The 24936-nt window shown below is 70.6% G+C and carries 21 protein-coding genes; 16 read left to right on the forward strand and 5 right to left on the reverse strand.

Translation table 11 applies throughout. The features are described 5' to 3' along the window. Positions 1-133 precede the first annotated feature (133 nt). The gene (locus tag ACZ4QV_RS40275; RefSeq protein WP_467764307.1) at positions 134-6304 is read left to right on the forward strand and encodes an SDR family NAD(P)-dependent oxidoreductase; all 6171 of its coding nucleotides are present in this window, start codon (positions 134-136) and stop codon (positions 6302-6304) included. Positions 6305-7176: 872 nt separating this feature from the next. Here ACZ4QV_RS40275 and ACZ4QV_RS40280 read toward each other — a convergent pair. After that, positions 7177-7497 (reverse strand): hypothetical protein, encoded by a 321-nt coding sequence (locus ACZ4QV_RS40280; protein WP_361879921.1) that lies wholly within the window; start codon positions 7495-7497, stop codon positions 7177-7179. A 942-nt stretch (positions 7498-8439) separates the two neighbouring features. On the opposite strand from ACZ4QV_RS40280, the gene ACZ4QV_RS40285 reads away from it, so the two are divergent. The 3 genes from ACZ4QV_RS40285 (at position 8440) to ACZ4QV_RS40295 (ending at position 9953) form a co-directional block, all read left to right on the forward strand. Further along, complete coding sequence (locus tag ACZ4QV_RS40285) at positions 8440-9195, forward strand: replication-relaxation family protein (protein WP_467764308.1); 756 nt, start codon at positions 8440-8442, stop codon at positions 9193-9195. 102 nt (positions 9196-9297) lie between these two features. After that, positions 9298-9579 (forward strand): hypothetical protein, encoded by a 282-nt coding sequence (locus ACZ4QV_RS40290; RefSeq protein ID WP_467764309.1) that lies wholly within the window; start codon positions 9298-9300, stop codon positions 9577-9579. A 38-nt stretch (positions 9580-9617) separates the two neighbouring features. Next, positions 9618-9953 (forward strand): transposase, encoded by a 336-nt coding sequence (locus tag ACZ4QV_RS40295; RefSeq protein ID WP_467764310.1) that lies wholly within the window; start codon positions 9618-9620, stop codon positions 9951-9953. 208 nt (positions 9954-10161) lie between these two features. On the opposite strand, the gene ACZ4QV_RS40300 is transcribed toward ACZ4QV_RS40295, so the two are convergent. Then, positions 10162-11103, reverse strand: a complete 942-nt coding sequence (locus ACZ4QV_RS40300; RefSeq protein ID WP_467764311.1) for a ribosome-inactivating family protein — start codon at positions 11101-11103, stop codon at positions 10162-10164. A 252-nt stretch (positions 11104-11355) separates the two neighbouring features. Here ACZ4QV_RS40300 and ACZ4QV_RS40305 point away from each other — a divergent pair, with 252 nt between their 5' ends. Next, complete coding sequence (locus ACZ4QV_RS40305) at positions 11356-11607, forward strand: hypothetical protein (protein ID WP_467764312.1); 252 nt, start codon at positions 11356-11358, stop codon at positions 11605-11607. Between the two features lie 486 nt (positions 11608-12093). Continuing rightward, positions 12094-12453, forward strand: coding sequence for an STAS domain-containing protein (locus ACZ4QV_RS40310; protein ID WP_467764313.1), 360 nt, complete (start codon positions 12094-12096; stop codon positions 12451-12453). A gap of 502 nt (positions 12454-12955) precedes the next feature. Here the strand turns inward: ACZ4QV_RS40310 and ACZ4QV_RS40315 are convergent. Further along, a complete protein-coding gene (locus ACZ4QV_RS40315; protein WP_467764314.1) occupies positions 12956-13603 on the reverse strand; it encodes an NADPH-dependent F420 reductase in 648 nt (215 codons plus the stop codon). A 48-nt stretch (positions 13604-13651) separates the two neighbouring features. Next, positions 13652-14464 (reverse strand): inositol monophosphatase family protein, encoded by an 813-nt coding sequence (locus ACZ4QV_RS40320; protein WP_467764315.1) that lies wholly within the window; start codon positions 14462-14464, stop codon positions 13652-13654. A gap of 113 nt (positions 14465-14577) precedes the next feature. On the opposite strand from ACZ4QV_RS40320, the gene ACZ4QV_RS40325 reads away from it, so the two are divergent. The 7 genes from ACZ4QV_RS40325 (at position 14578) to ACZ4QV_RS40355 (ending at position 22431) form a co-directional block, all read left to right on the forward strand. Continuing rightward, positions 14578-15558 carry a LysR family transcriptional regulator gene (locus ACZ4QV_RS40325; protein ID WP_467764316.1) on the forward strand — a complete coding sequence of 327 codons (981 nt, stop codon included), beginning with the start codon at positions 14578-14580 and terminating at the stop codon, positions 15556-15558. 448 nt (positions 15559-16006) lie between these two features. Beyond that, positions 16007-16918: a hypothetical protein gene (locus tag ACZ4QV_RS40330; RefSeq protein ID WP_467764317.1), complete on the forward strand. Its 912-nt coding sequence runs from the start codon at positions 16007-16009 to the stop codon at positions 16916-16918. A gap of 74 nt (positions 16919-16992) precedes the next feature. Beyond that, the gene (locus ACZ4QV_RS40335) at positions 16993-17718 is read left to right on the forward strand and encodes an HNH endonuclease family protein (protein WP_467764318.1); all 726 of its coding nucleotides are present in this window, start codon (positions 16993-16995) and stop codon (positions 17716-17718) included. 376 nt (positions 17719-18094) lie between these two features. Next, positions 18095-19648 (forward strand): thiol-activated cytolysin family protein, encoded by a 1554-nt coding sequence (locus ACZ4QV_RS40340; protein ID WP_467764319.1) that lies wholly within the window; start codon positions 18095-18097, stop codon positions 19646-19648. 238 nt (positions 19649-19886) lie between these two features. Further along, the gene (locus ACZ4QV_RS40345) at positions 19887-20672 is read left to right on the forward strand and encodes an alpha/beta hydrolase (protein ID WP_467764339.1); all 786 of its coding nucleotides are present in this window, start codon (positions 19887-19889) and stop codon (positions 20670-20672) included. Between the two features lie 736 nt (positions 20673-21408). After that, entirely contained in the window at positions 21409-21903 is a 495-nt protein-coding gene (locus ACZ4QV_RS40350; protein ID WP_467764320.1) for a DUF6233 domain-containing protein, read from the forward strand. Positions 21904-22026: 123 nt separating this feature from the next. Then, on the forward strand, positions 22027-22431 hold the full coding sequence (locus ACZ4QV_RS40355) for a hypothetical protein (RefSeq protein ID WP_467764321.1): 405 nt from the start codon (positions 22027-22029) through the stop codon (positions 22429-22431). Between the two features lie 144 nt (positions 22432-22575). Here ACZ4QV_RS40355 and ACZ4QV_RS40360 read toward each other — a convergent pair whose 3' ends face one another. Next, on the reverse strand, positions 22576-23055 hold the full coding sequence (locus ACZ4QV_RS40360; RefSeq protein ID WP_467764322.1) for a hypothetical protein: 480 nt from the start codon (positions 23053-23055) through the stop codon (positions 22576-22578). Between the two features lie 501 nt (positions 23056-23556). Here ACZ4QV_RS40360 and ACZ4QV_RS40365 point away from each other — a divergent pair. The 3 genes from ACZ4QV_RS40365 (at position 23557) to ACZ4QV_RS40375 (ending at position 24844) form a co-directional block, all read left to right on the forward strand. Further along, positions 23557-23781, forward strand: a complete 225-nt coding sequence (locus ACZ4QV_RS40365; RefSeq protein ID WP_467764323.1) for a hypothetical protein — start codon at positions 23557-23559, stop codon at positions 23779-23781. Positions 23782-23903: 122 nt separating this feature from the next. After that, the gene (locus ACZ4QV_RS40370) at positions 23904-24320 is read left to right on the forward strand and encodes a hypothetical protein (RefSeq protein WP_467764324.1); all 417 of its coding nucleotides are present in this window, start codon (positions 23904-23906) and stop codon (positions 24318-24320) included. A gap of 242 nt (positions 24321-24562) precedes the next feature. After that, the gene (locus ACZ4QV_RS40375) at positions 24563-24844 is read left to right on the forward strand and encodes a hypothetical protein (RefSeq protein ID WP_467764325.1); all 282 of its coding nucleotides are present in this window, start codon (positions 24563-24565) and stop codon (positions 24842-24844) included. The last annotated feature ends 92 nt before the right edge of the window (positions 24845-24936 follow it).

The raw sequence follows: 24936 nt of genomic DNA on the forward strand, positions 1-24936 counted from the left end.
GGCCCGGCCGTTGCCTTTCGCTCGTTGTTCTGTGCGTCATACGGTGCGCCGTGGGCGCACTTTTCCGCAACGGGTTCACGGCCTGCGGCGTATTCACCACGATCCGGGCGTTGTTGCGGTGAGGGAGAGGCTTATGTGGACGTTACCTGCTGGCCGGGCTGAGGATTTGGTGGAGCCGGTTGCGGTGGTCGGGGCTTCGTGCCGTCTGCCGGGTGGTGTGGATTCCCTTGCCGGGTTGTGGCGGCTGCTGGATGAGGGGCGGGATGCGGTCGGGCCGGTGCCGAAGGAGCGGTGGGATGCCGAGGCGTTTGCCCGGTGTCTTCCTGACCGTGCGGCGGCCCAGGTCCGTTACGGGGGTTATCTCGACGGGGATATCGGGGCGTTCGATCCGCAGGCGTTTGGCATGTCCGGGCAGGAGGCCGACTGGACCGATCCCCAGCACCGTCTGCTGCTGATGGTGGCCTGGGAAGCGTGTGAGCACGCCGGGATCCCACTGGAGTTCTTGCGCGGTTCCTCGACCGGGGTGTTCTGCGGTATCTACGCCATGGATCATCTGGTGCGCGGGCACCGCAGGCCGCTGGAGACCGAGGGGTACTGGTTTTCCGGGGGCGCCCACAGCATGGGGGTGGGCCGGGTGTCCTACCTGCTGGATCTGCGGGGCCCGAACGTCGCGGTGGACACGGCCTGCTCGTCGTCGCTGGTCGCGGTGCACCTGGCCTGCCAGGCCCTGCGGGCGCGCGAGTGCCGGGTCGCGCTGGCCGCGGGGGTGTCGGCGGGCCTGGGCCCGGAGGTGACGGTGGCTTCCGCACGGTGGGAGCTGTATTCGCCGACCGGCCGGTGCCGCACCTTCGACAAGGACGCGGACGGATACGTGCGGGCCGAGGGCTGCGGTGTGGCCGTCTTGAAGTTGCTGCGCGACGCCCAACGCGACGGCGACCGGATATGGGCGGTGCTGCGGGGGTCGGCCGTCAACCAGGACGGCCGCTCGGAGCGGCTGACGGTTCCCTCCGCGCAGGCTCAGGCGCAGGCGTTCCGGGCCGCGCTGCGCCGGGCCGGAGCCCGCGCCGGCCAGGTCGGGTTGATCGAGGCGCACGGCACGGGCACCCCGGTGGGCGATCCGCTGGAGTTCGCCGCGCTCAAGGAGGTCTACGGCGCGGGCACGCGGCCGTGCGCGGTGGGTTCGATCAAGACGAACATCGGTCACACCGAGCCGGCGTCCGGAATCATCGGGTTGCTGAAGGCGGTGGTCAGTCTGCGCCACGGCCGCATCCCCGCGAGCTTGCATTTCACCGGCTGGAACCCGCAGATCGACGCCAGGGGCTGCCGGTTGTTCGTACCGGGCCGGACGGTGGACTGGCCGGCCGGGGCGCGGCCGCGGCTGGCGGCCGTGTCCTCTTTCGGTATGAGCGGCACCAACGCCCATGTGATCGTCGAAGAGGCGCCTGCTGCCGCCCGCCCGCCGGCCGAAGACAGCAGTGCACGGCCTGGGCGGCCGGAGCTGTTCTTGCTCAGCGCGGGCTCGCCGGAGGCGTTGGGCCGGACCGCCGCGCGCATCGCCGACTGGGCCGCGGGCGAGGGCGCCCAGGCGGCGTTGGGGGATGTGGCGTACACCTTGGCGCTGCGGCGCTCGCACGGCCGCCACCGCGCCGGTGTCCTCGCCGCTGCGCGCGGCGAACTCATCGAGCGGATGCGGCAGCTGGCGGCCGGTGAGCAGGCCCCCGGAATCACGGCCGGGCCGGTGCGGCCGTCCGCTTGCGGGGCGGTGTTCGTCTACTCCGGCCACGGCTCGCAGTGGGCCCGCATGGGCCGGCGGCTGCTGGACGCCGACGCGGCGTTCACTACGGCCCTCGACGAGCTGGAGCCGCTCATCGGTGCCGAGAGCGGGTTTTCCCTGCGCGAGGTCCTTGCGGCGGATGCGGTGGTCTCCGCAGTGGAGCGGGTCCAGCCGACCCTGTTCGCGCTCCAGATCGCGCTGACGGCCATGTGGCGCTCGCACGGCGTCGAACCTGCGGCCGTCATCGGCCATTCTATGGGCGAGGTCGCCGCGGCGGTGGCCTGCGGGGCCCTGGACCTGGCGGACGGGGTGAAAGTGATCTGCCGCCGCTCGCGGCTGCTGAACCAGGTGGCCGGCGGGGCGATGGCCATGGTGCGCCTGCCGGCCGACGACGTCCTGCGGGCGCTGCGGCACCACAGCTGCAACCAAGTGGAGGTCGCCGTCCTCGCCGCCCCTGCCAACACCGTCGTCTCCGGTGATGCCGGGCAGGTCGCGCGGCTGCTGGCGGCCTGGGAGAGCGACCCGGACGCCGGTGCCGTGCGCGTCGCCGTCGACGTCGCGTCCCACTCCGCCCAGATGGACCCCATCCTCGGCCCGCTGCGCACGCAACTCACCGGCCTGCTGCCCCGTCCGCCCCGGTGTCCCTTCTACAGCACTGTCACCGAGGACCCGCGCGAGCCGGTGGCCCTCGACGGCGCGTACTGGGCGCACAACCAGCGCCGCGTGGTGCGCTTCGCCTCGGCCGTCCAGGCCGCCGCGGCCGACGGCCACCGCCTCTTCCTCGAAGTCAACGCCCACCCGCTGCTCGCCGGAGCCACGGCCGCCACGCTCGCCGCCGCGGGAGCTGAGGACGCGGTGGTCGTCCCGACGCTGCGGCGCGACGGCGATGAACTGACCGACTTCACCACACACCTGGCCGCCCTGCACTGCGCCGGATTCCCCGTCCCCTGGCACGCGCTTTACAGCCCCGGACAGCTGACGGACGTGCCTGGCACGTGCTGGAGCACCAGTCACCACTGGATCGCCCCCTCCGAGCTGACACAGACCCCCACTCCGGCCGAGCACCCGCTTCTGGGGACACACGTCCTGGATCCAGCCAACCCGCGACGGCACCTGTGGCAGGCCCAGCTGCCGGCCGCTGTCACCGGCTGGCTCGCCGACCACCACTTCGCCGGGGTGCCGGTCATGCCCGGCGCCGCCTGGTGCGAGATGGCACTGGCCGCCGCCGCCCAGATCCTCTCCGGTCACGGTGCGGAGCCCTGCGTACGCGATGTCCGCTTCGAGGCCCTGATGCCGCTCGACCACGAGCGCCCGCGCCTGCATACGCATGCCGAACTCCACGGTAACCAGGCGGACTGGTCCGTGAGTTCCCCGGCCGCGGCGGGCTTCGAACAGCACAGCGGCGCGACCCTCGCCGGCACCGGCGCGGACGTCCCTTTGCTGCCCGTCCCCCTGGCATCGCTTCGCCACAGCTGTCCGCAGGAGGTGGACATCACCGCCGCCCGGCACAGCTGGGAAAGACAGTGGGACATTAGCTGGGGGCCCGCGTTCGCCGCCATCACCTGCCTGCACCTGTCAGCCGGCCACGCCCGCCCGGCCGCCCTGGCCCGCCTGGCCCTGCCGGATGCGGCCCGTGCCCAGGCCAGCGGCTTCCTGTGGCACCCAGCCCTGCTGGATGCCGGACTGCAGACCCTCCTGGCCCTGTGGACGCACATCGTCGCGCTGCCCGAAGGCAAGGCGTACCCGCTGGGCGTCGGCGAGGTGCAGGTCCACGGCGACACCGCGACAGGCGTGTACTGCCACGTACGGGCCACCCACTTCGACGAGCACGGCGTCACCGGCTCCCTGCGCCTGCTCGACGCCGACGGCGTCCTGGTCGGCCGCGCCGAAGGCATACGCTTCGCCCACAAACCCCGCCCGAACACCGGTGGCAGTGACCAGCTGCAACACTGCCTCTTCGAACAGCAATGGCGACCACAGCCCCTGAGCACACTGGGCACCACGTCCGCCACCACCTGGCTCGTCGTCACCGAACAGCTCAAGGCGCACTCCTGGCACACGGCACTGCTCGAAGCCCTCGACCACCGCGCGGACAGGGTGACCCGGCTGTGCGTACCGGTGGAGGACGAAGACGCCGTCGGGCAGGCCCTCCCCACCGCCCTCCACTCTTCTCCGGCCCCCGTCACCGATCTCCTGCTGCTGCTCGAACCCGAAACAGGCACGGACGGCCAGGCAGTCGATCACGCTCACCGGCGCGTGGCCCGCGCCCTGGAGAGCGTCCGTGCGCTCGCCGCACGCGAGGCACCGGTGCGCCTGCACGTCCTGGCCCACCACGGCCAGCCCGTCACCGAAGGCGAGGCCGTCGCCCTGTCCCATGCCGGCCTGCACGGGCTGCTGCGCAGCATCAGCTACGAGCACCCCGAACTGCACCCACGGCTCTACGACACGGACCTGCGCACCAGTCCCGAAGACATCGCGGCGCAGCTCCTGGACGGCGACGCGGAAGACGCGATCGCCTGGCGTGACGGGCACCGCTTCGTGGCCCGGCTCGCCCGCTCCCCCCTGCGTCCGGACGAACGCCACACCACCGGCTGCCTCCCCGGCCGGGACACGGTCCGCGCTGAAAGCAACGGCACCACGGTGCGCTACGTCCTCGACGACCCCCCGGACGTCAGCGGGCCGGACATCGCCCGCATCGCGGTGCACACCACCTGCAAGCGTACGTCCGAGGAACCGGCGCTCGCCCTGCATCCCTGCGCGGGCACGTTCGTCTCCGGCACAGCCGAAGGGCTCGTCCCAGGCCGGCAGGTGGCGGCTCTGGTGGCCGATCCGGGCCCGGTCAGCCAGGTCACCGCTCAGACGCGCTGGATCGTGCCCGTTGCGGAGCACCTGGATGGCGCCGCGGTGGCCTTCTCCCTCCTGCCCTACCTCACCGCCCGTTACGCACTGCACCGCCTGGCTCACCTCGCACCCGGCGAACGCGTCCTCATCCACGGCTCCGGCCTCCTGGCCTCGGCCGCCCAGCACACCGCCCGAGCCGCGGGCGCACGGCTCCATCCCGCGGTCTCCGGTGCCACGCCCCAATGGGACGTCGTCTTCGACACCTGCCCCACCGACGAGCCGAAGCCGGCTCGATTGGCTCTCGGGGGCCGCCACATCTCCATGGGCCCGCCTCCCGCCACCTCCGCTGGGCACAACACCGTCACCTGCACCGTGGACACCGGCGACCTGCTGACCAGCGCCTCGGAGACCGCCGCCGTCCTGCTGGCGGACATCGGACACGCCCTGGCCAACGGCACCCTGCCCCCGCTGCCTTTCGACGACCAGGCACTGGACACCGCCGGCCGGTCGAACGGCGCCCGCCCCGGGACGCCGTCCCTTTACCGGTGGCCTGCGCGCATCACCACCGCATACGTCGCCCCGACGCAAGTCCCTCTGGTCCGTCCCGCCAGCTCCTACGTGATCACCGGCGGGCTCGGCCTCATCGGCATGGCCGTATGCCAATGGCTGGCAGCCAAAGGAGCCGCCACCATCGTCCTCAACGGCCGCACCCGGCCCCGGCCCGACACCCAGGCCGCCCTCGAAGCCCTGCGCGCCCAGGGCACCCGCATCAGCGTCCTGACCGGAGACCTGGCCGCCCCCGGCACCGCCGAGACGCTCCTGCGCTCCGCGCAGGAAAGCGGCTACCCGCTGCGCGGCGTCATGCACTGCGCGGCCGTCGTGGAGGACGCCACCACCGCCCACGTCAGCCCCGAACTGCTCCAGCGCGTCTGGCGCCCCAAAGCGGCAGGCGCCTGGCTCCTGCACGAGGCCAGCACCGGCTACGGCCTGGACTGGTGGGTCGGCTTCTCCTCCTTCGTCCCGCTCCTCGGCTCCCCCGGCCAAAGCGCCTACGCCGCCGCCAACGCCTGGCTCGACGCCCTCATCGCCCACCGCACCCACGCCGGCCTGCCCGCCCTCGGCATCAACTGGGGCGCCTGGCAGGGGCTGACCATCAACGTCAGCAAGGACGCGGCCAGCACCTTCCACCCCATGGCCGCCCACCAGGCCCTCAACGGCCTCGAACTCCTCCTGACCCACGCCCGGCCCAGCTCCGGCCTCGCCGACATCGACACCGAACGGTGGCTCAAAGCTCACCCCCAGGTGGCCGCCGCACCCTACTTCTCACCGCTGCAGCCCACCGCCCCCTCCGACACACCATCAGCCGGCGCTCCCACTTTGCCCGCCACACTCCTGACAGCGGCACCAGAAGAACGACGCCGCCTCCTGAAGACCCTCATCACCGCCCAGGCCGCCAAAGCCCTCCACTGCCCCGCGGAACACATTGCACCCCACCTTCCCCTGCCCACCCTCGGCATGGACTCTCTCGTCGCCGTCCAGCTACGCAACCGTCTCCAGCACGCCCTGGGCATCACCCTCGCCCCCGGTGCTCTGTGGGCCCAGCCCACCGTCAACGCCCTGGCCGACCATCTCGACCACCTCCTCGCCTCCACCACGGCCACAGCCGTAGTCGCCCCTTTCGAGCAATAGGTGTGTTGCTCGAAGAGATGGGTGACGGTGCCGAGACGGGTTGGGCGGGGCGGCTGTGGTCGTCAGCGCCGGGACGGGTTGCACCCGGTGCGCGGTGCGGGGAGGAGGGCAGGGCTGGCACGGTGGCCAGGAGAAGGTCTTCGTAGCTGTGGTGGCGGGTGGTGCGGCGGTGGTGGAGCAGGTGGGCGGCGCGGTCGGGCTGGCCGGTGTCGTTGAGGGCACGGGCGAGGGTGCCTTGGACGATTTCGCGTTCCACGCCGACGCCGCCCAGGCGGGCGAGGTCGTCGGCAGTCTTTTCCAGCAGGTCGGTGGCCGGGCCCGGGCGGCCGGCGGTGATGTGGGCCAGCGCGCGCACCACGGGGGCCAGCACCTGAGCGAAGGCGGGCCGAGCTTCGGCGGCCGCAGTGCGGGCGAGGCTTTCGAGGGTGGGGGTGTCGCCGACGGTGGTCAGGGCCAGGGCGAGCTGGAAGGTGTGGAAGATGCTGGCCGTCCCGCCGGGTTCGGCCAGCAGGGCGCGGGTGTGGTCGGCTTCGACGAGCCGGGCCGGGGCCTGTCCGGCCAGCAGCAGACGCCAGTTGACCGCGGAGCGCGCACCGACGTCTTCGGGGGCGAGTTCGGTGTCGGCCCGGCAGCGGGCGCCGTCCAGGTCGCCTGCGGCCAGGCACTGCAGGGCGGCGTGCCACTGCAGGTGGCGGCGCTGCGGTACGCGGGGGCCCTCGGCCAGCCACTGATCGACGAACGCCAGGTACTCCGTCCAGCTGCCGAGATACCGGCGGAGCGTAGCGATGGGGAGCAGCCCGGCGGCGGTGTTCGCGCGGACCGGTCCGAAAGGGGCCCAGCGGCCACCGGTCCGCTGTGCGGGCGCCGGTCACTCAGCCCGCGGGCCGGGGGCGGGTTTCGCGGTCGGTGGGCTCGGCGTGGCTGCCGTGGGCTCGGCGCAGGCCGGGCTGGGGCCACCAGTACGCCCGGTGCACGGTGCCCCGGTCGGGGTCGGTCTGGAGGGTGACCTGGTACTCGGTGCGGCCGTCGGCGTGGTCCAGGCGCGCCATCACCGGGGCGTACTTCCACCTGCCGCCGTCGTAGACGTACAGGGCTGGCCGGTCACCGGCTGGCCAGCACCGCACCCGCGGCTGGGGCCCGTTCTCGGGCCGCCACGGTGGGACCTGCTCGGGTTCCTCGATCTGCTCACTCACGCCTTCCATGATGCGCGTGAGCACGGACAGACCGGGCGCGCGCCTTCGGCCGCAAGCGTGCACCGGCTCCGGAGGCTGCGCGCATTGCTTCTCTCGCGCGCGGCGCGCACCGCGTTCTGCGACGGATGCGCGTTCGGCAAGGGGGCGCGCGCCGCTCCTGCCCGGTTCGGCAAGGGGGTACGAAGGAGCGCTGCATTTTCGGCAAGGGGTGGTTGCCGACCGGGCCGCGGGATCCGGAGCGTTCCCCGGTTTCGGCAAGGGTGTCGGCAAGGGGGGCTGTGATACGGCGCGGGTGAGGTGCGGTGCGGCGCGCTCGAGGTGATCAGGCTCGGCTGGTGCGCGCGGCGCGCCTCGGCGAGCGCGCCGCACCCTGCGAAGGCGCGCCACCCGGTGCGCGCACGCGCCTGATGCGCGGCGCGTGCGCGCACCGGGCGCGCCAGGCCTTGCCGGGTGCGCGCGTCTGCTGGGGCGGGGCGCGGTCAGGGCACGAGATGCGCGTCGGCTGTCAGCCCGTGCGCGCGGGAGGAATCGGCGGGTTGTCGGTGGGCCTTTGCTGAAGATCGCGCGGCGTCCGGTCACACGGGGGCGCTCGACCGGACCCCTATAGGTCAAAGCGCGGGTTCTGCCCGGAGCCCGCACGATCGCTGGAGGTCACCCGCGATGACGTACCACCACCACGCCCGGACGACGGCGGCGGCCGACGTGCGCCCCCTTGCCGACGGCCGGCAGGCCAGTGTCGTGACCAGTGCCGCGAACGCGGCGGCGGCCACGCAGGAAACCGCAGGCCACACCCCTGATCCGGCCGTATCCCGGCGGGCCGACACCTCTCTCCTTGTCCCTGAAGCGTCAGCGACCGGGACAAGCTCTACTTCTACTGCTTCCCGGGTCCGTGCGGATGCTCTGCGGATGCTGGGGTGCGTGCGGATGGCGACGGTCCGGCAGATGGCTCAGCTCATCACAGCGGAAGGTTCGGACGGCCGGTCGTACGTACGCAGGGCGATGCAGCAGCTGAAGGTTCAGGGCTTGGCAGAGACGAACGGTAAGTCTGGTCGGGATCGGATCTGGAATCTGACACCGTCGGGGTTGAAGGCTCTAGCTGAAGGCAATGAACTGCCGTCACGCCCGCGGGCCGGTACCGGTGCCAGGGGCATCCGGGCCGGTTTCGGGCCGCACGGCATCGCGGTGACCGAGACGATCCTCGCCTACGGCGGCCGCCACCATCTGACCGGCTGGCAGGTGGAAGTCAACCACGCCATCAAAACCATCGGCCTGAGCTTCAGCACCGACGCCGTCCTCACCCTGCCCACCGCCACCAGCGAGGCGAGCTTGTTCGAGGTCGACAACGGCACCATGACCCGCGCCCGCCTGGCGAAGGAGGTCTGGGACTACGAGCGCTACGCCGGCCACCGCGTCTGGGAAGGCGCGCGCGGCACCATCGGCCGCACGTACGACTTCTGGGCCCGCCACCGCTACACCCGCAGCCGCCTCTTCCCGACCCTGCACGTCGTCCTGACCGGCCTGCCCGAACACCGCCTCCAACGGCGCCTGGAAGCCCTTGCCCGCGACGTCGACGGCATCACCATCGCGGTGCTGGCCACCACGCTGCCGCGCCTGAAGCGCGGCGAACCGTGGTACGAGCTCGCCGTCGACGACGACTACCGCCGGCGCACCCGCTACCCGCAGGCGTTCAGCCGCTGACCGGACCGGCCGCCCGGGGCCGACGAGCCGGACCACCATCGTCCGTCCGCCGCCCCGGGGAAGGCCGCCCGCGTTGTCGGTGGCTGCTGGGAACCTGGCCGTATGGACAGGGACAGGGATGAGGAGCTGCTGCGCGGCCGGGTCTACGGCACGGACTTCGACGACCCGCACCCCGGCCCGCAGCCGGGCCGTACGTACGCGGAACTGGTCGGCGGGCCGCTGGACGGCCTGCTGCTCGACATCACCAGCTGGACACCGGACGAGATCGCCACGGGCGCCGCGCTGATGACGGAGATCGGGCAGTTCGGCGCCGGCGGGCGGGCGCTGTACGAGCCCCGGCCGGAAGATGCGGGCCGGTGGGACTGGGGCGGCGACGTCCCCTGAGAGCCGGGCTGCTGGCCGGGGCCGGAGGCGGCCGCCACGTGCGCGATCTGCCGTCCGGAGGCGGTTTCGCCGCAGCTCGGAGCCTTCGCGCGTACGTCGGCACAGCGCCGCTCACTTGGTCCTCGGGCACTAGCCACACCGTCGTTCACCGCAAGGTCTGCAACCGCTGTTTGAAGCGGACTACTCGCCAATGGGCGTTCGCGGCGCTCACCCGCTCCCCGGGCTGCCGCGCGCTGTACGAAACGCGCCGAAACCGCGTTGACGGCTATGCGGCCGCACTGCGCCATGTCGGGAACAAGCTCTGCAACGACCTGTACCGGTGCCTGACGACCGGCGACCTGTACCGGGAGGAGATCATGTTCCCGAACCCGTAGGGCGGGTCGGGCCGGTGGGCGGCCGGAGGTACATCTGGGCACCACCTTGGGCCACCAAGCCCTCATACGGGTGCGGTGCCCGGCAGTCCTTCCGCCCGCCCCGCGGTGTGTGGGGTATGAGTGCGACACGACGAAGCCCCACCAACTTGGTTGGTGGGGCTCCTACGTCGGTGCCCCCGCGCGGGCCTCCGAGCAGGAGACGGCAAAATCAGCGGGAAGCGCCGGGCAGGGCGAGGAAGCGGCCGATGGCCGGCCTGTTCTCAGCGAGGTTTCCGTTGAGAATATTCTGTACGTCCTGGTAGACCCGCCCGTTGATCGTGACCGGCGTACCGGGTTGGTTGTCTACGACGTTGCGGCGGACGAGGTTGGACAGATGCGCCCACTCCAGTTCCAGGTCCATACCGAAGCCGCCGAGCGTGTCGACCCAGTGGTGCTGGTCGTCCATGACGCCTCCGCTGTGAATGGTCTGGCTGATGCGAGCCTGGATCCATTCCATGCGCGCGGCTTCAGAGGTGAGGCCGATGATGTAAGCGAACGGCAGACGGTAGCTGTCTGCGTTCGCCCGAGAAAAGTCCCTCAGCGACATCAAGTGCCTGTGCACCGCACCGCGGTTGTAGGACTCGTTTCCCCGCCTCTGTCGACTGTCCAGGTGGTTGTAGTTCGAGTCGTAACCAATGTCTGTGAAACGAATTGAGTTGTCCCTGTACTGGCGACGCATCTCCCCCTGCAGTGCCGCCGGGGCGTTGTTGAAACGGAACCTCTCGCCGTTCCTTTGGAACCCTACGAAATACAGGTTGTCCGTCTCGAAGAACAGGTTAATGTGATTCTGGGACCTGTTCCAGATCCTGACCTCGACGAATCGGTTCTGGTGGCTCTCCGCTACCCACAAGCGCGGGTCGCGGCTAGTGTTGAGCTGGTGCCCGACGGTGCGGTAAAGCTGGTTGATGAATTCGTTATAGCTTCGCGCGGCTGCGTCGTCATTGTTGCCGTTTAGGGCCGTGATGTCCCAGTCAAGGATGGTCCACCTGTTGATGGTGTCCGCGTGGGCTGGCGTGGCGTTGCTGCTGAGCAATCCGAATGCGGCGAACAGGGCAATGAGCAGTACGCCAAGTTGCCTGCCGACGAGGCGAACGGTGGGTATTGGGAGCATGAGGGATCTTTCTGTGCTTCAGCGGCAGTCACCCGACGGGTGTGGACGTCCATCACTCTGTCCTGTCGACCTAACGCATTTCTAATGCTGGCCTCATTAGCCCCCTGTCTCTCCGCCCGACCACGCGCCCGCTACTCGCAGGTGTTCATCCGCTGACCGGGGCGGCCGCCCGAAGGCGGCGGGCCAGTCCACCATGTGTTGACCGGGCGAAGGCTGCCCGTGTTGTCGGTGGGTGCTGGGAGTCTGGCCGGTATGGACAGGGCTGAGGAGCTGCTGCGGGGCCGGGTCTACGGCACGGACTTCGACGACCCGCACCCCGGCCCGCAGCCGGGCCGGACGTACGCGGAACTGGTGGGCGGCCCGCTGGACGGCCTGCTGCTCGACATCACCGGCTGGACGCCGGACGAGATCGCCACGGGCGCCGCGCTGATCACGGAGATCGGACGGTTCGGCGCCGGCGGCCGGGCGCTGTACGCCCCGCGGCCGACAGACTTGGTCCGGTGAGACTGGGGCGGCGACATGACGGCGCTGCTGGCGGGAACCCGGTCGTCGTGGAGCGACGGCTGCTGCAGAGGAACGCGGAGAGTGCGCGTGAGGCAGCGCGGGCGCTGGTGCGGCGAAGTCGCGCGGCGATCGCGGAGAGTCATCGCCTGCTTGACGTGAACTACCGGCTCACCCGCCAGCTTTGCCGTGTCGCCGCAGGTGAAGAGGCAGATGACCGTGCTGCGCCGAGAGGGCCGCTGCAGCTTGGCTGACGGCTGCGGACGTGAGCCGGGCGTCAGATGTGTTCCGGTGGGCCGGGGAAGAGGGGGTCCCGCCGGTCAAGGCGAACGGCTTGGATTCACTCCCACGAAGGACAGCGCGAAAGCGCGAATCGTTTGCGCACGGCTGCCGTCGAAGCCAGCGCCCTAGGGTGGAGACGGGCATCAGCTCCTGTTCCAGCCCGCAGGCATAGGAAAATGCTGGCACCACGGCTCCGGGAGGCCGCCCGTGTCCCACCCGCCCGGCCGTCTTGATGACTGCTCGACGGTCCGCATTTACCGGCTGAAGCAGGCCACCGTGATCGAACTTCACGGAGAGATCGACATGTGGACCGCTCCCGCCGTCCGCGCCCATCTTCAGCACCTCACGGAGCCCGGCGCCGTCCTGCTCGTCGACCTGCGCCCGGTGACCTTCTTCGACTGCTCGGGACTGGAGGTCCTGCTGGACGCCCACCACCGGTCGGTGCTGGGCCGCGGCCGCATGGAGGTGGTGTGCGGCGACGCGCGCATCCTCAGCCTCATGAGGAGCACCCGCACCCGCAGTCTCTTCCACCCTGCCGCCACGCTGGCCGAAGCACTCGCCGGGTAGCCCCCGATGCCGGTCGCCGCAGGCGTGCGCATGCGGAACGCCCTTGTTGTGCGCCGTCACGCCGGTGAAGGATGGACGTAATGCCGGGCGGCGGGCAGCATTCCGCGCTGGTTTCTTCCCTCTGTCCGGCAGGGCTGGCCGCTCGGCCGCTGTGACGATCACCGGCACTCTTGTCCAACACCAGATCACGGGACTGTACTGGTAGCCGGGCCTCTCAGGACGAAGACGGGGAAGCCCGTGATCGAATCCGGGAGCCGGGGCAACCTCCAGCGGTTCGCCACGCTCGTGACCGTGGGGTGCCCTGCCGGTAAATGAGGCTCTGAAGGGCGGTAGGTGCCCGGGGCAGTGGTCCGGCGCCGGTGCGCGCTGCACGTTGGTCTGCACGATGCCGACCGCGATGGCGGTCAGAACGTGCTGGACATTGCCGTCCGGCCCGCGCCCGGATCCGGTACGTCCGCGTGCAGGGCCGGTATCCGAAAGAGCGAGTCCGCTTCGCGCGAGGTCAGCGGGTGAGGGAGAGGGCGAAGGGCTGGAAACCGTGCTTGCGCAGGATGTGGGGGACCAGAAGCGTCATGGCCTCGGTGGCACGGGCGGTGGTGATGCCACCGAGGTCTTCGATCCATGCGGGCTGCCAGCCCAGGTCACCGAGCAGGTCGGTGACGGTCTTCTTCGCGTCTTCGTCGTCGCCGGACACGTAGGCGGTCGGCGCGGTGGACAAGGACCCGGGAGCGGTCATGACCATGAACAGCATGGTGTTGAGGGTCTTGACCACGCGCGTGTGCGGCAGGGCGGCCTGGAGTTCTTCGGCGAGGCTGCCACCGGGGTAGCACAGGTCGCCGGGCAGGCCGTCGTCGCCGTGCCGGGTCGCGTTGGAGACATCGACGAGGATCTTTCCGGCGAGCTCGGCGCGCAGGCTCGCAAGGCGTTCGAGGCTGGTGTCGCCGGGCGTCGCGTTGATCACGATGTCCGCGGTTCGGGCGGTGACACGCTGGTCGGCAAACCGGATGCGAGGATCGAGTCCGGCCGTGCGGGCGGCGCTCTGTGCCTCTGGGCGCCGGTAGCCGAGGGTCACGTGGTGGCCGGTCGCGGCGAGCTTGCGGGCGAGGCCGCCGCCGACGCGGCCGGTACCGAGGATGCCGATCGTGGTCATGCTGATGCTCCTTGAGGTATTCGGTGCCGGGATGAACGAGCGGGGAGGTCAGGCGATCGCGGAGAGGATCTTCAAGGCGGGGGCGTGAACGCCGGGGGCGGCGGCCAGGAAGCTGCTGCCGGCCACGCTCCAGGGGCCGCCCGCCAGGTCGGTGACGACGCCCCCGGCCTCGGAGACCAGCAGGGCCCCGGCGACGAGCCCGGAACGGACGTCGGAGAACTGCCAGAACGCGTCCATGCGGCCGGCGGCGACGTGGATGAGCTGCAACGTGGCGGGGACCGAGACACGCACGACGAGGCCGCCCAGCAGCATGGCGGTGACCGAGTCGCCGATCCGGCGCAACGTGCGCTCGTCCTCGCCGGGCTTCGCCTGGCCGGTGCCGGTCAGCGCGGCGCCCAGGCCGGTCTTGGCGGACACCTTCAGGCGCCGGCCGTTGAGGTGCGCGCCGCCGCCTGCGGTCGCGGTGTAGGTGTCGCCGGTCAGCGGCAGGTGAACGACGGTGAGGACGGGCCGGTTGTCGCGGACCAGGGTGGCAGTGACCGCCCAGTCCGACATGCCGTGGACGTGGTTGATGTTGCCCTCGGCGGGATCGGCGACCCACCACTCCCCGGGCGGGAGCGCGCCGCCGGCCAGCTCGTCCTCGGCCCAACTTGATCCAATCCGGGCCCGCAGCAGCGGTTCACGCAGTACGTCCAGGACGGCGTCGTCGTTGGCGTGGATCTCGTCCACGACCTCGGCCAGGCTCACGCCTCGGGCGTGCGAGGTGAAGCGGTCGCGCAGAGTCGTGCCCGCGGCTGCCACCACGGCACTCACGTCTCTCATGAGCGTGGTGTCGGCGGCAAAAGGCATGGCTGTGGGCATGGTCGGCTCCCTTAGGTCGGTCGAAGCGGCGGATCGCCCGCCTTCGCATGCTGACGGTAGGCAGCCCACCCATTAACAGCAAGTGCATGCTTTTCATTTGTAGAGTTACTGCCATGCAACTGGATTTGAACCTGCTCACAGCCCTGGACGCGCTCCTCGAGGAGGGGAGCGTCCAGGGCGCGGCGGCCCGCCTGAATGTCACCGCGCCGGCGATGAGCCGCTCACTGGGCCGCATCCGCAAGGCCACCGGCGACCAGATCCTGGTCCGTACGGGCCGCCACATGGTTCCCACCGCACACGCCTTGGCGATCCGGGCACAGGTCCACGACGTCGTGCAGCAGGCCCAGCGCCTGCTGTCCCCGGAGCAGGACCTGGACCTGGCCACGCTGGAGCGGGTGTTCACGGTGCGCTGGCACGACGCCCTCACAGCGGCCTGCGGTCCGGCCCTGATCGCCGCCGTCCACCGTCAGGCCCCCGGCGTCCAGCTGCGTCTTCCGGCCGAACCTGGGGCAGACAGCCCGGAACTGCGCCGTGGCGAGGTCGACCTCGAATCCAGTTCCACCCGGCCGACGCTGCCCGACATCAGCTACCGCTTGGTCGGCGAGGACGAGTTGGCCGTCGTTGTCCGCCCGGGGCACCCGCTCATCGAAGGCCGGCTGAGCGCCGAACGTTACGCGGCTGCCGAGCACGTCACCGTCTCGCGGCGCGGACGCCTGCGCGACCCGATCGACGACACCCTCGCCGGGCTCGGCCTCGAACGCAGGGTCGTCGTCGCCGGTCTGAACACCGCCACTGCGCTCCGACTCGCCCTGCACACCGACCTGGTGGTCTCGGTACCGCACGCGGTGACGCGTGCCGCCCGGGACGAACTCGGCCTGCTCACTCTGCCGCTGCCGGTAGCGATGCCCGCCATCCCTCTCTACCTGGTGTGGCATCAGCGGTACGACAACGACCGCGCCCACGCCTGGCTGCGCGACCAGGCCGCCGGAACCGTCCAGGCGTTGTTCGGGACACCGGCCACCTCGGAGCGGCTCTCACGTTCCGGAGAGGAACGCCGCCGCGGGCGCCCAGCAGGCGACCGACTGACGTGGTGATCCCGGAGCCGATCGGCGAGGCCTGAAACCGCATCTACGACGAACCGTTCGCGGTTTTCGGATGCCGCGTCCTGGACGACGCGCACGGCCGTGACCACCTGTACGAGGCGCAGAGGAAGGAAGCCCGCCGGACTGCCGGGCCCCGGACCACCGCGCCCGCCCGGGCGCCGGTTCCTGATGTCCACGGACGCGCTGGCCGTCTGCGCCTTCGCCGGCCTCGCCCGGTCGCCACCGAAGCGGTCCTGCAGATCCGGGCCGCGACGCCTCAGGCGGAACTGGAGGCGTACGACCGGCCTGGGGCCGCGGGCAAGGGGCAGTTCACCGGCTGGCATGCGCGTGCCGTTCGGCTGTTCGAGTCGATTCGGGGGCGGGTGGGCGTCGGGGGGAGCGGGGCGCGGGATTCTTCCTGCGGTGCCGCGGCGTGTGGCCGGGCGAAGGAGTGAGGACGATGCGCATCAATACCGGTCCCCAGCACCGGCTTGGACGACGGGGGAGATGGCTGACCGCTGTGCTGGCGGCGGGGGCGGTGCTGGCCCCGGCCGTCATGGTGCCCGGCGCGGCGGCTGCCGGGGAGCGATCGGTGGCGCGGCCGAAGCCGCCGGTGCATCCGCCGCAGTCGGCCTGGGGCCGCGCCTACAGCTTCACGCCGCTGCTGCAGGCCGGCGGCATCACCTCCGGGCTGGCCCTCACCCCGACGACCACGGTGGTCATCTACAACAACACCGGCCACACGCTGCATCTGTCCAAGAGCCACATCGTCGGGGACACTCCGTCGTGGTCGGAGGGCAACGGCGTCGACGGCCAGTTCCCCTACGGTGTGCCGCCCAAGTCGATCGCTGCGGGCGCCAGCGGCCGCGTCCAGCTGGTCAATAAGAGCGGCGGCGGAATCGGCGGCGGCGTCAATTACTACGCCAAGGACGGCAGCCTGACGTACTTCGCCAGCCTGGACTTCGATAACTGGATGTACCAGAAGAACAAGTACACCGTCGAGCTGATCACCTGGAAGTACAAGGGCGGTCACGGCACTCCGGACGGCCCCAAACTGCGCGTCGGACTGATCGACGACGACGGCAGGAAGGTCTCCACCAACGACCGCAAGAAGCTCTGGAACTCCGACACCATCGGCAAGGGCATGGACCCCGTGATCGGCATGGTCGTCAACGAGCCCCACGACAGCGGCACCTACCCCCAGCTCGGCTCCCGCCCGGACAAGAAGGAAAAGGCCTGCGAGAACTACCGTCAGCTCGCCCGCAGCTACGGCGCCAAGCGCCAGACGCTGGAGCAGATGTGGAAGGGCGGGAACATCGGCGCCGTCGCCGGAGCCTGGATTGGCATGGCCTTCAAATGCGTCGACTGGTAACCCACGACCACGGTCGCCAGACCCAGCCCTCCTGCCTCGGCGCACCACCCCGCAGCGACCCCTCGGGATACGCCATGCCGCTTCGCCGTGCCCTGCTGCCCGCCGCCCTCGCCACCGCCTTGTCCACCGTCCTGGTCGCCCCGACCGCGGCCCAGCCCCGCCCCGCCCGTCTCGCACCGGACGCCACGCCGCGGGCGGAGTCCTGGCCGCCGCTGCGCAACGTGCCGACGAAGAAGACCGCCGACGCCTTGCTGGCCGGGATCACCACCGACAACAACGCGCCCAATGTCCCCGACTACGACCGCAAGAAGTTCCAGGAGACCGATACCGCAGCCTGGAAGACCTGGCCGCCGGAGAACTGCACCACCCGCGACAAGACGCTCGTCTACTACGGCAAGAACATCAAACACACCAACAAGAAGAATCCGTGCGAGGTGACCTCCGGCCGCTGGGGCAACCCCTACGGCGGCCCGGACGCCAAGGTCAGCTACACCAAGGACGCCGATGTGGACCACATCGTGCCGCTGAAGAACGCCTGGCAGTCCGGCGCCAAGGAATGGACGAAGCAAAAGCGCGTCACCTTCGCCAACGACATGGTCGAACCGCAGCTGCTGGTGGTGCACAAGAAGGACAACACCGCCAAGGGCGCCAAAGGCCCCGAAGCATGGAAGCCGCACACCACCTACCAGTGCACCTACGCCAAGGCCTGGGTGCGGGTCAAGAGCCACTACACCCTGACCGTCACCACCGCCGAGCGCACCGCGCTGGAAGGGATGCTCGGCGCCAAAACCTGCACGTGACCGTACCGGTCCGGGGGCGACTGAAGCCTGGGCGTGGAGCATGCGCCGGCGGGGGCCTGAGCGTGGGGCATCAGCAGGCCGCGCGCCGCTGACGGCAGGCGGCCGGTGCGGGCGGCGCGCCGGGCGCGGCCTGGGCGGGCAGCGGACCCGGGCCAGGCGGATACCGGTACGGGCTACCGCAGCGGGCGGGGTAGCACCGCTCACGGTCCACTGGGAAGGGCGAGCGCGTGTCCCGAGGGGCCGGGGCCCATGCGACGTTCCTGGATCGCCCGCTCCGGTCTCGGTGGTGCACCGGCCACGGGCCGGCGCCCCGCGCCCTCGGCCGGGCCCGAGCCCGCCGGAGCACCGGCACGTTCGATACGAGAGGAAACAGGCCATGACGCGTGAGGGCACCGAGCAGGAGACCGGCCGCGGCTCCGGGCCGCCCGAGGCTGGGGCGCGGGACGGCAAGGTCGACATGGTCGCGAAGCTGGCCGCCTGGAAGAAGTGGGATGACCTGGCTCCGCACGACAAGAGCGGGGACCGCAACGAGGGCGCCGAAGAGCCGGTCGAGCACGAGGGCGTCGAGGGCAAGAAGCAGAAGGTCACCTCCACCCGGACCCCCAGTGAGATCATCACGTTCGACCCGGATGCGGACATCCTGTGGCCGGGGGAGATCGTCTCGGCGAAGGCGCTGATCGACCACGGCGGTCTGGAGATGGTGGGGGTACGTGCCGAATACCGCGCTCCTTTGAAACTCGCCATCGACGCCCTCTCGGCCGGGGACATCAAGACGGTGGAGGAGCCGGACGGGGCGACGGTGCTCGCGGCCATCCGTGCGGCCGTGAACGGCAAGCCGAACCAGTCACCCGACATCGTCTTCCGGCAGACCAGCGCCTACTCGAGTGCGGAACTGTGCCTGGAGCTGGGGCTGTCCGCGAAGTACGGAAACTTCTCGGCGAACCTCGAGTCGACGTTCAGCAGGAAGGAGGGCATGAACAGCCTCGCGCTGTACCTGCGCGAGCGCGCCTTCACCGTGACGGCGGTGTGGGACGACGCCAACTCCCTCTTCAACGACTCCTTCACCGAGGAAGCGCTCACCGAGCTGCAGGACTACGGCCTCCTGGGGCCGGAGAAGCCGCCGCTGCTCATCTCCTCGGTCATCTACGGGCGCGTTCTGATGGCGTTCCTGACCAGCAGTACGAGCGAGACCGAGCTGAACGCCGCCGTCGAGGCCAGTTACAAGGGCTTCGCAGGCCTGGACACAACAGTCAAGGAGCGCTACAAGAGCGTACTCAGCGAGGCGGAGATCTCCGTGGAGAGCCACGGCGGCGATCCGAGCACAGTGGGCCAACTGCTCACCGACGGAAAAATCGCGGAGTACTTCACCAAAGAAAAGCAGCTGCAGGAGTACTCCATCATCGGCTACACCCTCAAGCAGCTGCATCCGCACAAGCTCGCCACGATGAGCGAGAAGACCACCTACGACCGGGTGCGGTGGCATTTCCCGATGCCCGGATCGTACGACGCCAGACTCATGGTCAAGCGTCTGTCGTACCAGGACCAGATCTTCATCTGGCACTACGTGGACAACTTCGACTGCACCCTCGACGGTGAGCACTTCAGTGTCGAGTACGGGGACGACATGACGAAATGGGCCAGGTCCGAGCGTACGTTCAGTGCCCAGGGGCAGGGAGAGCCCTTCTTTCTGACCATCACGACGCCCGGATGGGAAGGCTCGTCGACGGAGCTGACCCCCTCCAAAGAGGGCTGGTTCCCAGGCGGCGATACGTCCTACAGCGGCTGGGTGAAGAACCGCAGGAACACGAACAACCACTGGCTGCCCTACTACTGGTCTGTCGAAGTTTACGCCGACAAACACGAATCCTCGCAGGAGCCACACACTTCGCGGCGGCACCCCCCTGCCGGGAACGGTGAGGAAAGTCAGTAGCCCCGGGCCCAGGCGGGCCGGGCCGGGGCGTCACCGGGGTGCCGCCGCCGGCCGGCCCGCCTGAGCCCCGTTCGCCTTCCTCCGAAGCGGGGAAGCGGAAGCAACTCGCCGGTGCAGCAGCGCCCTCAGCCGTTCGATCCGTCCCTGCGACGACTGCGTATCCGCCATCGTGAACCGCCCCCTTCGTGCACACCGGCGCTTGCGGCGTACTGGTCAACGCCATCGACCAGACTGATCACTGCTCAGCTCACAGTTCCAGGTGTTCGCGATCGACCTGCGCGGCCAGGGCCGCACCACCTGGACCCCCGGCCGCTACAACCTGGGCACCTGGGGAGCGGACGTCGAGCGGTTCATCGACCTCGTCATCCAGCGCCCCGCGATCGTGGCCGGCAACTCCTCCGGCGGCATCATCACCGCCTACGTGGACGCCTACGGCAAGCCCGGCCTGGTGCGCGGCGCGATCCTGGAGGACCCGCCGCTGTTCTCCTCCCAGGCGGCCCCGCCGTACGGGCCGGGCATGATGCAGACCCTCGGCCCGATCTTCAAGCTGTGGGCCAAGTGGCTCGGCCTGCAATGGTCGGTCGGCGACTGGAGCGGGATGGTCAAGGCCGCCCCCGACGAGCTGCCCGCCTTCCTGCACCCGGGAATCGGCTTCATGATGGGCGACGGCGACCCCGGGGCCGGCGCGTCTGCCACCCCGGTGCAGCACCTGAAGGAGTACGACCCCGAATGGGGCCAGGCGTGGGCCGACGACACCGCCAATGCCGGCGTCGACCATGCCACCCTGCTCGCCCAGGTCAAGAGCCCGGTGCTGCTCACCCACCACTTCCACATGACCGATCCCGACACCGGACAGCTCATGGGAGCGATGACCGACATCCAGGCCGCCCAGGCCCGCCGCCTGCTCGAATCCACCGGCCGGCCCGTCACCTTCACCCCGCTTGACGCCCCGCACACCATGCATGAACCGATGGCCCAGCACTACGTTGATGTCATCACCGAGTGGATCAAGACCATGCCCTGACCGAGGCAGCGCTCCGCCACGCCGTGCCTGCCGGCTCGACGTAGGCATTCCAGCGCCGAGCGCCCATGCTTCAGCCCCGGAAGGATCTCGGAAACACAACCGAACAGCCACCGCTGGAGGCGCCGCCGAAACTGGTGAACATCAGCTCTACTTGTTCACCGCGCTCGCCGAGGACCTCACCGCCTTCGCCGCCATCGACACGCCCCCGGCGTCACCCTGACCTTCGAGCGCCTGGCCGGCACCGAAAGCGCAGATCACCGAACTCAGCCTGCCCACCGCCCCCGTCAAGGCCACTGACGCCACCCAGGCGGAAGCGCTCAGCCCCGCCGCCCTGGCCGGCATCGTGCACACGGCGATCAGCTGCCACCGCGACCCGGATCCTGAACGCTGTCCTGGCACGCGAGCACGCCGAGCGGCAGGCCCTGCTGCGCCGCCTCGGGCACGGACGGCACTGAACGGGCCGCATCGGCGCGGCGATCGGTACAGGCCGTCCATGCGGCGGACCGACAGGTGCCCAGACGCTCGCACGAGTGATCTCGCTGGTCTGCCAGCGTTCGCCGTTTGCTGACGACAGCAGCTCCAGGCCGTATGGGTCCGGGGACAAAGCTGACATTGGTCGCCGTCGGCCAGGCCCGTCGGCTCATTCGGTTCCCCGAGGCACGAGCCGGTCTGATCCTCCCGCTGGTCGTGCAGGGCAGGGTGCGCGGCGATTGGGCGGGCGTCCTAGGGTCAGGGTGTGCAGGAGTACGACGCGGCGGCAGCCCACTGGGGTGACGGTCCCTTGGTGGAGGTGGCGTTGCCGGACGGGCAGACGGTCCGGGCGGTGGTCACCCGGCGCCGCCGTGACCGGTCCGGCACCTGGTGGTACGACTACGAGCTCACGCTGCCCGGCCGGGTGGACACGGCGCGCGGTCCGATCCAGCAGCCGTACGTCGTCGGTGGATGTGCGCCGTATCCGATCGTCAAGCCCATTGAGGGCCAGGACTACACCGCCCTTGATCCGCCGCCGCCCGAGAAGCGCACCCGCTGGCGCGTCGACGAGACGCGGGAGGGACGCCGCCTGGTGCACCGCCTGGACTGCGCCGCCGGGTCCGAAGGCGGCAGCCTGACCACCGACGCGGATGCCCTGCGACTGCTCGCTCAGGGGCCGGAGGTGGCCACCACGTGTGCGGTCTGCCGCCCGGAGGCGGTACTGCGGACGCTGCCTCTGCCGCCGGAGGAATCGTTGTGAACGCTGAGTCGCGCTTGCGGGAACCGGCCGCGGCAGGCCTCCGGTTCGGCCACCTTGGGCCAGAAGCGTCGTCCAGGCGGTGGCCGGTCCGGGCACAGTCCGGACGGGAAGCGGGAGGACAGCATGGATCCGCGGGGCGGGGACTACCAGCAGCAGGCACGCTACTTCGCGGCCAGGGCTGTACTGGAGGGAGAAGGCCTCACCACGGAGCAGGAGGATCTGGCGCGGGCGGTGCTGGAGGTGGTGCTGCTGGCCGGCCTTGTGCCGTACAACATCGAAGCGGCCGCGGACGGGGAGGAGACCGGGGTGGGCCTGGCACCGGTGCCCTACAACCGCCGCGCCCTGCGAGTGGAGTGGCAGCAGGACCCGGCGGCCGCCCGGCACCTGCCCGCCGGGCTGTGCGGCATCCAGCAGGCCGCCATGCACCAGGCGTTGCGTGCCATCTTGTCCGCGCACCGGTTCTGGGTCGAGGACGCTCCGCTGGGCGAGGCCCCGCTCGTCCTCGCACGCACCCGCCGCGGCCGCTGACGCACACATCGGTGAGCTGGTGGCTGGGTGGCGCGCCGGCCGACGGTGTTGCGGACGCAGAGACTGAGCCGGCCTGCGGAAAGAGCCGCGTGCTGGCTGCCGACGGGGAGCGGTGCGTCGGCTGCGGTGATGAGGCGGGGTGCGTCAGAGCGCGGCGTAGTCGAAGAGGGCCACGGTGGCGGCCAGCAGGTGCCCGTTGCGTGCCGCGTGCTGTAGCAGGCGGTACTGGGCGGCGGTGTCGGGGTCCGTGGGGTCCAGGCGGGCCGGGCCGACGTACAGGGCGACCGCTCCACGTTCCAGCGCGGTGGGACGCCAGGTGGGCGGGGTGCGGATGGTGCCGAGGAAGAAGTCGGCGCCTTGGGCGTCGGCGATGCTCAGGACGCCGATCTCCCCAACCTCTGCTCCGGCCGGGTCCTCCGCGAGGACCGCGGCCCATCCCTCGGCTGCCGGGGGAGGAGGCGTGGTGGTGTCGCTGGCCATTTCGAATCCGTGCTCTTGAAGGTAGGGCGCCAGGACGCCGGTGAGCTCCGCGTGTTCGTTGGGGGCGACGAAGACGGGGCAGGCCAGCTCGGCGACGAGCATCGGCAGCCGGTGCCCGTCGGCCGGGGCGGGCAGCGCGGTCATCCGCATGTCATTGCCTGCGGGGTTGCGCGGACTGCCGGTAGCGAGAGTGGTCACCGTGGACGGCGCGCACGCAGGATGGGTGAAGTACACCTGCAGCCCCTTGGGCGGGTTCGTCGCTGCGGGTGACGACGATGTTCGCCTCGCCCGAGGAGCGGATTATCTGCGTGCAGACGGCACACTGAGCGTCCTGCGCTTCCTTGCGGGCCTCCGCCGCACCGAACGGGCCGAGCAGAGTCTGTCTTCAGCGCTCATATGGACGGTCGTCACGGAGCCCTCCCCAAGTGTTCGGGGTCGTCACAGGACGGCCTTTGCGAGGGGTCCAGTTTCTTCCTCAGGAGAAGATCACGTCAGCCGGTCCCCAGATCCCGGGCCGCCCGTCGCACCACTGGGTTGCTCCATGGCCCTGCGCCCGGCTGGCGCACCGCTGCCCGCCCCGACCACGGGGGACGCGGTCCATCAGCCCGAGGGGGACGTGGTGACGGTGTACGGCAAGCTGAAGGAGTGAACGACAAGCACCCCATCGAACTCACTGAAGAGATGCACCAGGCCATGGACAGCGCCCGGCGGCAGGGACTCCAGACAGATCTGCGGACGCTGGCCGCCCGCATCCGGGCCGAGGCCGAAGGCCGGTACGGCAGCGAGGCTCCCGGCTGGCAGGCCGGCGTCGAATGGTCCCTGCTCTACATCGAGAACATCGCCAGCGGCCTGACCGAGGGCAGGTCATAGCGGCGGGCGGCGGTGTTGCCATGGCCGGGCACCGCCGCGCCCGCAACCGCGGCTGCGCGGAAACCCCTGGTCACCCGATGACCGCCGATGGCAGGCTCTCTCCACCCGAAGGGAGATCCGCGATGACCGACCAGCCGGAAGCGGAACGCGTCGACTGCACCGACTGCTTCGCCCTGCCAGCCCCTGACAACACCCGCATCGCGTATCTGAAGGCCGGCGGCAGAATCAGCGAGACCTGGCACACGCCCGACTGCCCGGCCCTGGCGATCATGGAAATCAATCTGGTGGAGGGCGGCAAACGGATCCAGGAGCAAGAGGAGTGGGCCCGCGGCGTCTTCCCCGCCGCGCACGACCGGCTCAAGAAGGCGGCCGCCGAACTGCCCGCCGGCATCGCCGCACAGCCCTTCGCCGACGCCCTCACCGAACTGGTCCAGGCGCAGGCCGACACCACCGGCTACGTCCCCCTCCACCGCTGGGCGCAGATCCTGGAGCGCCACTTCCCACCGGAACTCCCCGACCCCGACCGCATTACCGGGTGACACCCGAAGCAGCACGGTGAGACAGCGGAGCCGCCCAGCCAGCAGATGCCCCATGGCCGGCAGCCGGGCGGTCAGCCACGACGCTCTCGGAACCGGCGCGCAGGCACGGCAGCCGGGCGGAGCACGAGGACGTCCGCTGCGCGGGCCTTCGGGCCCTCCGGCATGGCCGGCCCGCCGTACTGCGCCTCCTGCCCGTGGGAAGGCCGCCCGTGTTGTCGGTGGGTGCTGGGAACCTGGTCGTTATGGTCTGGGACAGGGATGAGGAACTGCTGCGCGGCCGGGTCTACGGCACGGACTTCGACGACCCGCGTCCGGGCCCGCGGCCGGGCCGTACGTACGCCGAACTGGTGGGCGGCCCGCTGGACGGGCTGCTGCTCGACATCACCGGCTGGACGCCGGACGAGATCGCCACCGGGGCCGCGCTGATCACGGAGATCGGACGGTTCGGTGCCGGCGGCCGGGCCCTGTACGACCCGCGGCCCGGAGACGCGGGTCGATGGGACTGGGGCGGCGACGTGCCCTGAGCTCCGGGTTGCCGCCGGGACGGACGCAGCGGCTGCGGCGCGGCTTCGTCCGACGCGCCGTGGCGCTGCGCGGTGTGGCGCGGTACATGTAC

This window comes from Streptomyces sp. NPDC026394 (assembly GCF_055567735.1).

Bases quoted from the DNA above. Each gene is read 5' to 3' on its own strand.
- ACZ4QV_RS40315 (WP_467764314.1), bottom strand. From the start codon at position 13,603: ATGACCACGATCGGCATCCTCGGTACCGGCCGCGTCGGCGGCGGCCTC.
- ACZ4QV_RS40330 (WP_467764317.1), top strand. From the start codon at position 16,007: ATGCGCATCAATACCGGTCCCCAGCACCGGCTTGGACGACGGGGGAGA.
- ACZ4QV_RS40360 (WP_467764322.1), bottom strand. From the start codon at position 23,055: ATGACCGCGCTGCCCGCCCCGGCCGACGGGCACCGGCTGCCGATGCTC.
- ACZ4QV_RS40290 (WP_467764309.1), top strand. From the start codon at position 9,298: ATGGACAGGGACAGGGATGAGGAGCTGCTGCGCGGCCGGGTCTACGGC.
- ACZ4QV_RS40275 (WP_467764307.1), top strand. From the start codon at position 134: ATGTGGACGTTACCTGCTGGCCGGGCTGAGGATTTGGTGGAGCCGGTT.
- ACZ4QV_RS40340 (WP_467764319.1), top strand. From the start codon at position 18,095: ATGACGCGTGAGGGCACCGAGCAGGAGACCGGCCGCGGCTCCGGGCCG.
- ACZ4QV_RS40285 (WP_467764308.1), top strand. From the start codon at position 8,440: ATGGCTCAGCTCATCACAGCGGAAGGTTCGGACGGCCGGTCGTACGTA.
- ACZ4QV_RS40300 (WP_467764311.1), bottom strand. From the start codon at position 11,103: ATGCTCCCAATACCCACCGTTCGCCTCGTCGGCAGGCAACTTGGCGTA.
- ACZ4QV_RS40305 (WP_467764312.1), top strand. From the start codon at position 11,356: ATGGACAGGGCTGAGGAGCTGCTGCGGGGCCGGGTCTACGGCACGGAC.
- ACZ4QV_RS40325 (WP_467764316.1), top strand. From the start codon at position 14,578: ATGCAACTGGATTTGAACCTGCTCACAGCCCTGGACGCGCTCCTCGAG.
- ACZ4QV_RS40375 (WP_467764325.1), top strand. From the start codon at position 24,563: ATGGTCTGGGACAGGGATGAGGAACTGCTGCGCGGCCGGGTCTACGGC.
- ACZ4QV_RS40320 (WP_467764315.1), bottom strand. From the start codon at position 14,464: ATGCCCACAGCCATGCCTTTTGCCGCCGACACCACGCTCATGAGAGAC.
- ACZ4QV_RS40335 (WP_467764318.1), top strand. From the start codon at position 16,993: ATGCCGCTTCGCCGTGCCCTGCTGCCCGCCGCCCTCGCCACCGCCTTG.
- ACZ4QV_RS40355 (WP_467764321.1), top strand. From the start codon at position 22,027: ATGGATCCGCGGGGCGGGGACTACCAGCAGCAGGCACGCTACTTCGCG.
- ACZ4QV_RS40370 (WP_467764324.1), top strand. From the start codon at position 23,904: ATGACCGACCAGCCGGAAGCGGAACGCGTCGACTGCACCGACTGCTTC.